Here is a 12,946-nt window from a genome sequence, read left to right on the forward strand (position 1 = left end):
TGGCAGCCGGCAGCAGTGCCTGGAGATACAACAATGGAACGCAGAGTGTGGTTGAGCAATGGCACGGTGGTGGATGGCACCGGCCTGTCGGAGTTTGTCGGGGATGTGTGGCTGCAGGGCGGGCGCATCATTGGCGTGTTTGCCCGCGATGGTGCGGCCGGCGCCGCACAGCAGGCAGCGCTGGCCGGCTGGAAGGCGCAGGACCCGCTGCAGATCGACTGCACCGCCAAGGTGATCGCACCGGGCTTTATCGATGTACACACCCATGACGATGCGGCGGCGCTGAACAGCCCGGCCATGCTGCCCAAGCTCTCGCAAGGGGTGACCACGGTGATCGCGGGCAACTGCGGCATCTCGCTGGCACCAGTGGTGACGGCGCACCCGCCCGCACCGCTGTCGTTGCTGGGCGACCAGCAGTTCCGCTTTGGCAGCATGCAGGATTACGCAGCCGCCGTGGATGCCGCGCAACCCTCCGTCAATATCGCGGCGCTGTTGGGCCACACCTCGCTGCGCATCAAGCACATGGCCGATCTGAGCCGCCCGGCCAATGCCGCCGAGCGCGAGGCCATGGCGCAGGACATGCATGAGGCCATGCAGGCTGGCGCGCTGGGCCTGTCCAGCGGCATCTTCTACCGCGAGGCCTATGCGGCGGACATGCAGGAGCTGGTAGCGGTAGCCACTGTGGCGGCCCGGCATGGCGGCGTCTATGCCACCCATATCCGCGACGAGCTCGAAGGCATTCTGGAGGCCATGCTGGAGGCCGCTGGCACGGCCCGGCAGTCGGGCCTGCCACTGGTGCTGTCGCACCACAAATGCGCGGGCTCGGCCAACTGGGGCCGCACGCTGCAGACCTTGCCGCTGGCCGACAAACTGGCGCAGCAGCAGGAGCTGTCGATGGACGTCTATCCCTACACCGCCGGCTCCACCGTGCTGCGCGAGGACCTGGTCGATGGCGTGATCGATATCCTGATCACCCGCAGCGAACCCCATCCCGAGGTGGGCGGCCGCTACCTGCGCGATATCGCCAAGGACTGGGGCATCAGCGAGTACGACGCCTGCGTGCGCCTCAAGCCTGGCAATGCCTGCTACTTCCAGATGCGCGAAGACGATGTGGAACGCGTCATCCGCCACCCGCTGGCCATGATCGGCTCGGACGGCCTGCCCAACGACGAGCGCCCCCACCCCCGGCTCTGGGGCGCCTTCCCCCGCGTGCTGGCCATGTACTGGCGCGACAAGGGGGTGCTGAGCCTGGCCCAGGCGGTGCACAAGATGACAGGCATGTCGGCCCAGCGCTTTCGCATGGCCGACCGGGGCCTGCTGGCCGCCGGCAAGGCGGCCGATGTGGTCGTGTTCGACCCCGCCCGCATCCAGGACCAGGCCACCTTCGAAAACCCCAAGCAGCGCAGCGTGGGTGTGGAAGCCGTTTGGGTCAATGGCGTGCTTAGCTACACCGAAGAGGCGGGTGCTTTGCCTGCGCATGCTGGGCGTTTTGTGCGGCGGGCGGTGGCGGCTTAGGCGCCAGCCTGGGTCTCATCCTGTGATTGACCGGCTGCCGCATAGCGCAGCCGGTAGTCACTCTGCACAAAGCCAAAGTCATAGCTGCGCGTCTGCAGATGCTGGGCGGTCACCGAATTGGTACCCTCCGCCAAGGGCCCGAACAGTGGCAGGCCGCTGCCCAGCAGCACGGGGATGCGGGTGATGGTGATTTCGTCGAGCAGCTGCGCATTGATGAAGGACTGGATCAGCTGGCCGCCATCCACATAGGCCGCGCGCACGCCGCTGGCGGCCAGATGGCTGCTGAGGGCGGGCAGGCTGTCTTTCCACAACTGGGCAGTGGCGGGGGAGCCAACGGGCAGGGCGCTCCACTGGCGGGAGATGACATAGACCGGCTTGTCATACGGCCAGGCGCCAAAGCCCAGCACGGTCTCAAAGGTCTTGCGCCCCATCAGGATCACATCGACCCCGGCCATGTACTGCGCATAACCGCAGTCTTCCCCCTCCGGCACAGTGGCATTGGCGGCATTGAGCCAGTCCAGGCTGCCATCGGTTTTGGCGATAAAACCGTCGAGGCTGGTGGCGATAAAGCTGCTGCATTGCATGGGGGTGTCCTGGTGAAATTCATGGGCTGAGCGTTGCATTCTAGGCAGGCTGCAGCAGGCCGCTGGGGCGAAATACCTGTTTTTTTAACAGTGGTCATTTCTTCCATTCAACGATTCGATTTGCATATCAAACCATCCACATAAAACATTAGACACGAATCATTGAGAGCGGCACCATGCAAACTCGGACCCGTAGAGGCTCGACTAAAAACAGGAGACAAAAGCATGCAACGACGCCAATGGTGGGCCACGCTGGCCCTGACCGCCATCGCCACTGCAACCACGGCGGCCTCTGCCAGCGCGGCGCAGGGCAACTACCCCAATGCACCGATCACGATGATCGTGCCGTTTGCCGCAGGCAGCGGTACCGATGCGGTGGCCCGGGCCGTGGGCCAGAAGCTGGGCGAGCGCCTGCAGCAGCCGGTGATTGTGGACAACCGCGCGGGCGCCAATGCGCAGATTGCCGCAGGCCTGGTGGCGAAGGCCAAGCCCGATGGCTACACCTTGTTCATGACCACCAACACCTCGCACTCGGCCAACCCCTGGCTGGTCAAAAGCCTGAAGTATGACCCGATCAAGGATTTCACGCCGATTGCCCGCGTAGGTGAGCTGCCGTTTGCGCTGGCGGTGCACCCGTCGGTGCCGGCCGATTCGGTGCAGGCGCTGATCGACTATGCCAAGGCCAACCCGGGCAAGCTCTCGTACGCGACGCCCAACAGCACCTCCTTGGTGGCGTCGGAGACGCTGCGTTTTCTGTCCAAGACCGATATCGTTGGCGTGCCCTACAAGTCCAGCCCGCAGGCGCTGACCGACCTGATGGGCAACCAGGTGCAGGTGTATGTGGTGGACCTGGGCTCGGGCTGGAGCATGCTCAAGACCGACCGGGTGCGCACCCTGGCCGTGACCGCTGCCAAGGGCAGCAAGATCCTTCCCCATGTGCCGCCCATCGGCAAGACCTTGCCGGGCTTTGACATCACCTCCTGGAACGGCATTTTTGCGCCAGCCGGCACGCCCCCGGAGGTGGTCAACAAGATCAATGGCGCCTTGCAGGCGGTGCTGGCCGATGAGGCCGTGCAAAAACAGCTCGAACAGATTGGCTTTGAAGTCTGGCCCACGAAGACCCCGCAGGAGTTTGCCCAGTATGTGAGCGAGCAGCTGGCGTACTGGGGGCGCCTGGTCAAACAGGCCGATATCCCTGCGCAATAAGTCTGGGCTCTGTCTCCGACGCCTTTGTTAACTCTTACAGAATGACTGCCCCACGATGACTTCGCGCTACCTGATCCGTGCCTCCGAGGTGGAGGCCTATAGCCCGGCCAACCATACCGGAACCTTTAACCGCCGCCTGGTGAGCCAGGCCAACGTCGGCGCCCAGCATATGGAAGTGGTGCTGGGCGAGATTGCCAAGGGCGGCGGCGCGCTGCCCCATGCCCATCCCGGCATGGAGCAGGCCTGCTACCTGCTGGAGGGCACGGCCCATGTCGAGGTGGAGGGCGAAAGCTTTGAGATGGTGCCGGGCGATACCTGCTTTTTCCCGGCCGACAAGATGCATATCTTCCAGACCACCAGCGATACGCCAGCCAAGCTGCTGGTGATCTACAGCCCGCCCTATGGCGAGAACCCCGAGCGGGTGCGCCGGCCGGCCTGAGCTGCACTGTGACCGGCGCCGTGCAAGGCACGGCGCCACTGATTGGATATTGAGGACCGCAACACCATGGATTTCGCCCTGACCGAAGAGCAGCAACAGATCATCGATGCCATCGAGAAAGTCTGTGCGCCGTTTGATGCCGACTACTGGCATGCCCGTGACAACGATGGCGCTTTTCCGGAAGACTTTTACCGTGCGCTGGCCGATGCCGGCTGGCTGGGCATTGCGATGCCCGAGGCCTACGGCGGTGCCGGCCTGGGCATCACCGAGGCGGCCTTGATGATGCATACGATCTCGGCCACCGGCGCGGGTCTGTCGGGCGCTTCTGCGGTGCACATGAACATCTTCGGCCTGCACCCGGTAGTCGTCTATGGCACGGAGGAGCAAAAGGCGCGCATGCTGCCGCCGCTGATTGCCGGCAAGGACAAGGCCTGCTTTGGCGTGACCGAGCCCAACACGGGGCTGAACACGCTCAAGCTCAAGACCCGCGCGGTGCGCGACGGTGACCACTATGTGGTGCATGGGCAGAAGGTCTTCATCTCCACCGCGCAGCAGGCCAGCAAGATACTGCTGCTGGCGCGCACCAAGCCGGTGGAGGAATGCAAGGGCACCGAAGGCCTGTCGCTGTTCTATACCGACTTTGACCGCAGCAAGATCGAGGTGCATGAAATCGCCAAGATGGGCCGCAAATGCGTGGACACCAACCAGCTGTTCATCGATGGGTTGCGCATCCCGGTAGAGGACCGCATTGGCGAGGAGAACCGGGGCTTTGAATACATCCTGCATGGCATGAACCCCGAGCGCATTCTGATTGCCTGCGAAGCGATTGGCCTGGGCCGCGCCGCGTTGGCACGCGCCACGCAGTATGCCCGTGAGCGCGAGGTGTTCAACCGCCCGATTGGCCAGAACCAGGGCATCCAGCACCCGCTGGCCGAGCGCTGGATGGAGCTGGAAGCCGCGTTCTTGCTGGCGATGAAGGCGGCCTGGCTGTATGACCGCCACCAGCCTTGCGCGGCCGAGGCCAATGCGGCCAAGTTCCTGGGGGCGGAAGCGGGCTTCAAGGCCTGCGAGAGCGCCATCTTCACGCATGGCGGCATGGGCTACGCCAAGGAGTTCCATGTCGAGCGGCTGATGCGTGAGAGCTGGATTCCGCGCCTGGCGCCGGTGAGCCCGCAGCTGATTCTGTGCTTTATTGCAGAGAAGGTGCTGGGCCTGCCCAAGTCCTACTAGGCGGCGCCATGGGCAGCGCAGTGCCGGGCCATCCCGTGCGGCGTGCGGCCAGCCCGCACTGGCTGGGGCATGATACGCAGATGAAGACCCATTTGCTGCGTTATTTTGTGGTGCTGGCCGAGGAGCTGCATTTTGGCCGGGCCGCCCAGCGCCTGGCCATCACCCAGCCGCCGCTGTCGGTGGCCATCAAATCGCTGGAAGAAGATCTGGGCGTTCGGCTGCTGGAGCGCGATGCCAAGCAGGTGCGGCTGACCGATGCGGGCGCCGCTTTTTTGATCGAGGCGCGCCAGGTGCTCAGCCAGATCCAGCGCGCTGCCGATGTGGCGCGCAATGTGGCCCAGGGGCGCCAGGGCCAGCTGGACATTGGCGTGACCGGCTCGATGATCTACCGCGACCTGCCCCATGTGATGCAGGCCTTTGCCCAGCAGCGGCCCGATATCGACATCACCTTGCATGAGATGTCCACCACCGAGCAGCAGGCGGCCATTCTGCGCGGCCAGCTGCAGGGCGGTTTTGTCAACATCATCACGCCCGCGCCGGGGCTGGAGCTGTGGCCGCTGGCGCCGGATACCCTTGTGTGCTGCCTGCCAGAGAACCATCCCCAGGCCCAGCAGGCCAGCCTGGACCTGCGCAGCCTCGCCCATGAGCGCTTTGTGATGTTTGTGCGCGATGTCAGCCCGGCCAATTACGACAATGTGATCGCCTGCCTGCACAACGCCGGCATTCACCCGCGCACCAGCCATGCGGTGCGGCAGTGGCTGGCCGTTATTTCGCTGGTCGCCATCGGCCAGGGCGTGGCGCTGGTGCCCTCCTGCATGCAGCGGGCCGGCATGGCCGGTGTGCGCTATGTGCCGCTGCACAGCAACCATGGGCAGACGGCGCTGACGGCGGGTGCCTTTGTCTGGCACCCGCAAAGCCGCTCGGCGGCGCTGGATGCGCTGATCGATGTGATCAAGGCGCCCAGGATCGGAACCCCGGATTAAGCTTTCATGAAGAACAGCACCGCCATCACCAAGCCCGTCAGCACAATGCCGGCGCGCAGCCACTGCGGCGCAATCTTGCGCGCCACCCGGGCGCCCAGGTAGCCGCCCAAGGTGGCGGCCACCATCATCAGCAAGGCGGGCTGCCATTGCACAACGCCGCCCGCGGCATAGATGGCGACGGCAATGGCGGTCAGCAGCGCAGAGACGAGGTTCTTGGTGCCATTCATCGCATGCAGGTTGGTCTGGCCCAGCAAGCCCAGCAGCGCGAGCAGCAGGATGCCCAGGCCGCCATTGAAGTAGCCGCCATAGACAGAAACCGCCAGCATGCCCAGCGCGGCCTTGCTGCGCGATGGCGTGGCACCATGTTGCGCACCCATGGTCCATTGGCGCAGCTGCGGGCCAAAGGCAAACATGGCGGTGGCCACCAGCAGCAGCCAGGGCACGATCTTGCGGAAGGCCGCCTCAGGCGTGACCAGCAGCAAGGCAGCGCCTGCAGCGCCGCCCAGCAGCGCCAGGGCGATGACGGCGCGCATCGACAAGCCCGGCGGCGCCTGCATATCGTCTTTGAAGCCCCAGGCCCCTGCCGCGTAGCCGGGCAGCAGTGCGACGGTGCCGGTGGCATTGGCCACCACGGGGGGCACGCCGGTAAAGACCAGCGCAGGCAGGGTCAAAAAGCTGCCGCCGCCGGCGACGGCATTGAGCGCGCCGGCCACAAAGGCGGCTGCGAGCAAGATGGGGGTGTCGAGCATGTCTCCTCCTGTTATGGGCGCTGCAGCAGCGGCGTGCGCTGCCTGCATGGCCTTTGTGAGGAGGATTCTAGGTAGGAATGGCGCCGAAATACCGTTTGATTAGTCGCTCAAAAGTCAGTATTGCGTTGAGGCAGAAGCGCCCAATGCGCGATGTTCATCTTTGGATGCAGCGCTGCGCTGCTTACTTCTGGTACGGATCGGTAAAGCCCAGCTCTTGCATGATGGCCGTCTCGTAGGCTTCCATCTCTTCGGCATCCTGCTCGCTGGTTTCATGGTCCCAGCCCTGGGCGTGCAAGGTGCCATGCACCAGCAGGTGGGCATAGTGCTCCTGCAGCGACTTGTTCTGCTCCTTGGCCTCGCGCGCCACCACGGGCGCGCACAGCACCAGGTCGGCCAGCACGGTGGGCTCCTGCTGGTAGTCAAAGGTCAGCACATTGGTGGCGTAGTCCTTTTGGCGGTACTCGCGGTTCAGCGCCTGGCCTTCTTCGGTATCGACAATGCGCACGGTGATCTCGGCATCATCGGCCAGCGCATGGCGAATCCAGCGCGTGACCTGGCTCCGGGGCAGGGCGGCGCGGTGTTCGGCCACGCCATCAAAGCGGGCAAATTGCAGCGACAGGGTGAGTTGGTTCAATGCCATGTGGTTGTGGATCGGTGGGTGGCACAGGTGGGGCGTGCGGGCTGGGCTCAGTCGCCGCGGGCCGGGCGGCGCTGCTTGTCGTAGGCGTCCACGATGCGCGCGACCAGCGGATGGCGCACCACATCGGCGCTGGTAAAGCGGTTGACGGCAATGCCCTTGACCCGCTTGAGCACACGTTCGGCGTCGATCAGGCCGCTCAGCTGGCCCTTGGGCAGGTCGATCTGGCTCACATCGCCAGTCACCACGGCCTTGGCGCCAAAGCCGATGCGGGTGAGGAACATCTTCATCTGCTCGGGCGTGGTGTTCTGCGCCTCATCCAGAATGACAAAGGCGTTGTTGAGCGTGCGGCCGCGCATGAAGGCCAGCGGCGCGATCTCGATGGCGTTGCGCTCAAAGGCCTTTTGCACCTTGTCGTAGCCCATCAGGTCGTAGAGCGCGTCGTACAGCGGGCGCAGATAGGGATCGACCTTCTGCGACAGATCACCGGGCAGAAAACCCAGGCGCTCACCGGCTTCGACGGCAGGCCGGGTCAGCACAATGCGCTGCACCTGGCTGCGCTCAAGCGCATCGACGGCGCAGGCCACCGCCAGGTAGGTCTTGCCGGTGCCGGCCGGGCCAATGCCGAAGGTGATGTCGTGCGCGGCGATGTTCTCCAGGTAGCCGGCCTGGTTGGGCGTGCGGGCGCGCAGATCGGCGCGGCGCGTATTCAGCACGATCGCGTCTTCGGGCGCGGCCATCAGTTCGCTGTCACCTGCCATCATCAGCTGGATCTGGTCTTCGCTGATGGGGGTATCGGCCATCTCGTACAGCGCCTCTAGCAGCTCCAGCGCCTCGTTGGCCACAGCCTTGGGGCCGTCGATCTTGAACTGCTCATGGCGATGGGCAATCTTGACGCCCAGATGGTTCTCGATCTGGCGCAGATGCGCATCGGCAGGGCCGCAGAGATTGGCAATGCGGTTGTTGTTGTGGGGCGTAAAGGTATGGCGCAGGATCACGCGGCAAATTCCGTTGAAAAATTCAGTATGCTTGCAGGCGGGCACGCGACGCACATCGGGGTGGCCGCAGACAAGCTACAAGGAAAGATACAAATGATAGGCCGATTGAGCGGAACACTGGTGGAAAAGATGCCACCCGAGGTACTGGTGGATTGCCATGGTGTGGGCTATGAGGTGCAGGTGCCGATGAGCACCTTCTACAACCTGCCGTCCGTTGGCGAAACCATCACGCTGCTGACGCAGTTTATCGTGCGCGAGGATGCGCAGCTGCTGTACGGGTTTGGCACGGCCGAGGAGCGCCAGACTTTCCGCGAACTGATCAAGATCACCGGCGTGGGCCCGCGCACGGCGCTGTCCATCCTCAGTGGCATGGGCGTGACCGATCTGGCGCAGGCCGTGTCGCTGCAGGAGGCGGGGCGGCTGGTGAAGGTGCCCGGCATCGGCAAGAAGACCGCCGAGCGCCTGCTGCTGGAGCTCAAAGGCAAACTGGGCGCGGACATGGGGGCCCGTACTGCGGCGGTCAACGATGCACAGGCCGACATTTTGCAAGCGCTGGTCGCGCTGGGTTACAGCGACAAGGATGCGGCCGCCGCTCTGAAGTTGTTACCTGCCGACATCAGCGTAACGGACGGTATCAAGCAGGCTTTGAAAGCGCTGGCAAAATGACTCGCGCAGAGGCGACCGGGCAGCAGCGCGGTCGAGTGTCACTATCAATACCAATCAACACGGAGTGGACGATTCCATGAAATATTCCAAGTATGCAGTGCCCGGTCTGTTGTGGACCACGGGCGTGGCTGCGGCCCTGGCTTTGGCGGGCTGCGGCGGCGGCTCTGGTTCCGACGATGACGACAACGGTGGCGTGACCCAGCCCAAGGCCTATGTGCTGGACTCGGTCGTGCTGCCGGCATCGGCCATCAAATCGGCTGCGGCGGCGCCTGCATCCTTGGGTGCTGCGGTACAGACCCGCTTTGTGGTGCTGCCCGAGCTGGAAGCGGAAAAGACCGTGGCCAGCGACGACGGCCCCGCCCAGCAGATTGGCACGCAGCGTGCTGTGGCGGCCACCAGCACGGTGACCCAGACCCAGTCGGCACTGCAGTGGAGCTCGCTGGCCAATGGCCAGCAAGTCGCGGCCATCAACATCCAGTCGACCGGCGCCTATGGCCTTCGCGCCGGCGTGCTGGTGGACAGCCTGCCCGATGCAGCGCTGCTGCGCGTCTACAGCCAGGAACACCCCCATGCGATCATTGAGCGCAGCGGCGCTGAAGTGAACGCGCTGCTGGCGCAAAACCGCAAGGCAGGCGAGACGGGTGCGGCCGCCAATACCTGGTGGACGCCTGATGTTGGCGCCGGTGACACCACTGTCGAAGTGGTGCTGCCAGCCGGTACCGGCGCCGATGCGCTGCGCATCTCGATCCCCGTGGTCTCGCACATCTACCAGAACCTGTCGTTGCCGACCGAGGCCGAACTGGCAGAAACCGCCAAGGCCGATACCTCGGCCAGCTGCAACCTCGATGCTTCTTGCACCAACAGCTACCAGACCGAGCGCAATTCCGTCGCCCGCATGGTGTTCACCCGCTCTGATGGCAAGTCCTATCTGTGCACCGGTACCTTGCTGAACAACACCAAGGGTGACTTTGCGCCGTACTTCCTGACCGGCAACCACTGCATCTCGACCCAGTCCTCGGCGTCGTCGATGCAGACCAGCTGGTTCTACCGCTCCAGCAGCTGCAACTCCGGTGTGCCCGGCGCCAATGCGGCCCTGCGCAGTGCAGGTGCGACTTTGCTCTATGCAACCAGCACGACCGACTCAGCGCTGCTCAAGCTCAACGAGATGCCTCCTGTGGGCGTGACCTTGGCAGGCTGGGACGCCCGCACTGCCGGCCAGGTGGGCGACGCTGTCTACGGTCTGCACCACCCCGGTGGCAACCTGCTCAAGTACAGCGTGGGTTCTGTCGTGGGCTACATGAACTGTGTTGCAGGCAGTGGCAATGCCATCACCTGCAGTACCGGTGATGCGAACAGCGGCTTCTACAGCGTGCGCTGGAGCCAAGGTACCACCGAAGGCGGCAGCAGCGGCTCTTCGCTGTTCCGCAATGGCCGCGTCGTCGGTAACCTGTACGGTGGCGGCGCCAGCTGCCTGGCGCCCAATGCATCCGACTACTACGGTCGTTTTGACAAGGTATTCAGCGACCGCATCTGGAACTGGCTGGCGAGCTGATCGCTTCCCACCGGACCGCGGCGCTCTCGCCGCGAGTCTCTGACCGCTAAAAACCTGCCCGTGAAACGGCAGGTTTTTTTTATTGGCAATTTCTTGCGTAGATTTTTCTGATTAACAGCACCTCGGAATTGGGGTGTTCTTCATTCTGAGTGCTTTACTGGTTAATGGAGATTTTCGGCTGTGGCTAATGGAAGAACGCTCTCTGAAAGCTGGGCGTGATTTTTCTTTGTATTCAATGGGGATAATGGAAAAATAGGGGCGGTGGAAGAGTTTCTTTTTGTGGGTCGCTATTTGCTCTTGGCTAGAGTGAACGCTTGCTTCTTTGGTGGTTACCTGCCGTTGTTTAAATTACGGAGGGCGCTATTGGTTTTTAAATTCGCCTTTGAAAATAAAGAGGCAAACAGCAATTCGGCAGTTTGCAGGCGTTTTTAATAGCAGTTGATATGGAGTGGATTCACCATGAAATACTCGAAATATGCAATGTGTGGCCTGTTTTGCCTGACAGGCCTGGCGGTGGCGCAGCCTATGGGGTCTGGCGTGGATTCGATCGTGGCCCCTGAAGCGGCTGATGAATCAGCGCAAGCCGCTCCAGTGCCCTTGGGCGCCGCAGTGCGAACACGCTTTGTGGTGCTGCCTGCGTTGGATGAGGAAGAGATGCTAGCGGGCATGCAGGCCGCCGGACCGGCGTTGCAAATTGGTGCCGCGCGTCCAGTGGCCGCTACCAGCTCGGTGGCGCAAACCAGTTCAGCGCTGGACTGGGCTGCCTTGCCCGGCGGCGAGCTGGTGGCGGCCATCAACATCCAGTCGCCGGGCGCCTATGGCCTGCGTGCTGGTGTTCTGGTTGAGAGCCTGCCGGATGGGGCGCTGCTGCGCGTCTACAGCCAGGAGCATCCCGATGCCATCATCGAGCACGATGGTGCCGAGATCAATGCGCTGCTGGCGCTCAACAAGCAGGCCGGTGAGACGGGCGCTGCTGCCAATACCTGGTGGACGCCAGAGGTGGGTGCAGGTGATGCGACGGTAGAAGTGGTGCTGCCAGTGGGCACGGCCCCGGAAGCCTTGCGCATGTCGGTTCCGCTGGTCTCGCACATCTACCAGAACCTGTCGCTCCCGACCGATGCGGAATGGGCAGACATGCCCCAGCCGGGGACCGCCCAGGCCGAGAGCTGCCAACTGGATGCCACTTGCAGCACTGAGCATCCGGTCCTGCGCAACGCGGTGGCCCGTATGCTGTATACCCGACCGGACGGTTTGTCCTACCTGTGTACCGGTACCTTGCTGAACAACACCAGGAATAATTTCGTTCCTTTCTTTCTGACGGCCAACCATTGCATTTCAGAGCAATCAGCGGCCTCGTCGTTGCAGACCCGCTGGTTCTACCGCTCCACCAGTTGCGATTCCGGGGTGGCACGTCCCCATGCCACCCGGCACGGAGGCGCTACCTTGCTGCTTGCCACCGACAAGACCGATTCGACATTGCTCAGACTCAATGAGAGACCGCCTGCCGGTGTGACTTTTGCGGGCTGGGATGAAAATCTCCTTCCCATCGACGCGCCCATCCACAGCCTGCACCATCCTAGAGGCGGCTTGCTGAAGTACCACGTCGGTATGGTGGATAACTACGCCGCATGTGAGAGTGATAGCGAAACCACCTTCCAGTGCCAGGTGGGCGATGCGAACGGCGGTTATTACAGGGTGCGCATGACTGAGGGTGCCGCAGAGGGTGGAAGCAGCGGTTCAGCGCTGTTCCTCGGTGACCGCGTGGTGGGTACGCTGTGGGGCGGCTCCCATAGCTGCACCGCGCTGATTGGCTTCAATTTCTATGGACGCCTGGACCTGTTTTTTGCCGAAGGTGCATCGCGTTGGCTGGCGCCTGAAAACGCGCTGTGAAGCCTGGATGACAGAAGCCCTTCCAGTCGCTGCGGATGCTTGTTGGCGGCGCCGCTCATCAGCAAAACCTGCCTGTGATAGGGCAGGTTATTTCTGATCCATGGCTCCGATGCGGTGAACTCCCCATGCTTGATGGACGGTCGTGGATTCTTGGCGGGGCATCTGTGGGGGTGGGCCCCTCCTGACAGGTCAGTGCCCGGACAGGCCCAACTGGAGCGTCCGCCTGCAAGGCTTTTGCAAATTGCGGTTCATAAGTCAAATTTAACAAATGTTTTGTTTTTGTACTAGCCGATAGGCTTGTTTGATGTGAGTGCTTGCTCTAGATTGGCTTTCTCTGATCAGTCGTTGTGTTGGTCAGGAGCTTTGCTTGTCGCACAGCGGGGAGTCCATCATGTCCTGTCGCATTGTGTCCCGTTGGGAGGCCGCGCTTTCTTGTCATGGGCTGCGGCTCGTGTCGGCCCTGGTCATTGCGGGGGCCTGCGGTTGGGCCCAGGCCA

Annotated in this window: 12 protein-coding genes; 8 read left to right on the forward strand and 4 right to left on the reverse strand. The window is 63.1% G+C overall.

What is annotated here, in order from left to right; all coding sequences use genetic code 11:
• Positions 1 to 33: 33 nt before the first annotated feature.
• Positions 34 to 1,515, forward strand: coding sequence for an N-acyl-D-amino-acid deacylase family protein (locus tag AB7A72_RS08390; RefSeq protein ID WP_369459623.1), 1,482 nt, complete (start codon positions 34 to 36; stop codon positions 1,513 to 1,515).
• Here AB7A72_RS08390 and AB7A72_RS08395 read toward each other — a convergent pair.
• Positions 1,512 to 2,099 carry a dihydrofolate reductase family protein gene (locus AB7A72_RS08395; RefSeq protein ID WP_369459624.1) on the reverse strand — a complete coding sequence of 196 codons (588 nt, stop codon included), beginning with the start codon at positions 2,097 to 2,099 and terminating at the stop codon, positions 1,512 to 1,514. The genes AB7A72_RS08390 and AB7A72_RS08395 overlap by 4 nt on opposite strands.
• A gap of 225 nt (positions 2,100 to 2,324) precedes the next feature.
• Between AB7A72_RS08395 and AB7A72_RS08400 the strand changes: the two genes are divergently transcribed.
• From AB7A72_RS08400 to AB7A72_RS08415, 4 genes are all read left to right on the forward strand, one after another.
• The gene (locus tag AB7A72_RS08400; RefSeq protein ID WP_369459625.1) at positions 2,325 to 3,305 is read left to right on the forward strand and encodes a Bug family tripartite tricarboxylate transporter substrate binding protein; all 981 of its coding nucleotides are present in this window, start codon (positions 2,325 to 2,327) and stop codon (positions 3,303 to 3,305) included.
• Positions 3,306 to 3,360: 55 nt separating this feature from the next.
• The gene (locus AB7A72_RS08405) at positions 3,361 to 3,744 is read left to right on the forward strand and encodes a cupin domain-containing protein (protein ID WP_312411382.1); all 384 of its coding nucleotides are present in this window, start codon (positions 3,361 to 3,363) and stop codon (positions 3,742 to 3,744) included.
• Between the two features lie 66 nt (positions 3,745 to 3,810).
• Positions 3,811 to 4,974, forward strand: a complete 1,164-nt coding sequence (locus AB7A72_RS08410; RefSeq protein WP_312450525.1) for an acyl-CoA dehydrogenase family protein — start codon at positions 3,811 to 3,813, stop codon at positions 4,972 to 4,974.
• An 80-nt stretch (positions 4,975 to 5,054) separates the two neighbouring features.
• Positions 5,055 to 5,957: a LysR family transcriptional regulator gene (locus tag AB7A72_RS08415; RefSeq protein WP_312835304.1), complete on the forward strand. Its 903-nt coding sequence runs from the start codon at positions 5,055 to 5,057 to the stop codon at positions 5,955 to 5,957.
• Here the strand turns inward: AB7A72_RS08415 and AB7A72_RS08420 are convergent.
• From AB7A72_RS08420 to AB7A72_RS08430, 3 genes are all read right to left on the reverse strand, one after another.
• Positions 5,954 to 6,706, reverse strand: a complete 753-nt coding sequence (locus AB7A72_RS08420; RefSeq protein ID WP_369459626.1) for a sulfite exporter TauE/SafE family protein — start codon at positions 6,704 to 6,706, stop codon at positions 5,954 to 5,956. The two genes, AB7A72_RS08415 and AB7A72_RS08420, sit on opposite strands and share 4 nt — an antisense overlap.
• Positions 6,707 to 6,887: 181 nt before the next feature.
• The gene (gene ybeY, locus AB7A72_RS08425) at positions 6,888 to 7,346 is read right to left on the reverse strand and encodes an rRNA maturation RNase YbeY (RefSeq protein WP_021028529.1); all 459 of its coding nucleotides are present in this window, start codon (positions 7,344 to 7,346) and stop codon (positions 6,888 to 6,890) included.
• 47 nt (positions 7,347 to 7,393) lie between these two features.
• Entirely contained in the window at positions 7,394 to 8,341 is a 948-nt protein-coding gene (locus AB7A72_RS08430) for a PhoH family protein (protein WP_312411371.1), read from the reverse strand.
• A gap of 93 nt (positions 8,342 to 8,434) precedes the next feature.
• Between AB7A72_RS08430 and ruvA the strand changes: the two genes are divergently transcribed.
• The 3 genes from ruvA (at position 8,435) to AB7A72_RS08445 (ending at position 12,449) form a co-directional block, all read left to right on the forward strand.
• Positions 8,435 to 9,007, forward strand: a complete 573-nt coding sequence (ruvA, locus tag AB7A72_RS08435) for a Holliday junction branch migration protein RuvA (RefSeq protein WP_239812782.1) — start codon at positions 8,435 to 8,437, stop codon at positions 9,005 to 9,007.
• A 76-nt stretch (positions 9,008 to 9,083) separates the two neighbouring features.
• Positions 9,084 to 10,559, forward strand: a complete 1,476-nt coding sequence (locus tag AB7A72_RS08440) for a trypsin-like serine peptidase (protein ID WP_369459627.1) — start codon at positions 9,084 to 9,086, stop codon at positions 10,557 to 10,559.
• Positions 10,560 to 11,018: 459 nt separating this feature from the next.
• Positions 11,019 to 12,449: a trypsin-like serine peptidase gene (locus AB7A72_RS08445; protein ID WP_312530257.1), complete on the forward strand. Its 1,431-nt coding sequence runs from the start codon at positions 11,019 to 11,021 to the stop codon at positions 12,447 to 12,449.
• Positions 12,450 to 12,946 lie beyond the last annotated feature (497 nt).

Origin of the sequence: Comamonas sediminis (assembly GCF_041107495.1) — a bacterium.
Taxonomy (GTDB): domain Bacteria; phylum Pseudomonadota; class Gammaproteobacteria; order Burkholderiales; family Burkholderiaceae_C; genus Comamonas; species Comamonas sediminis.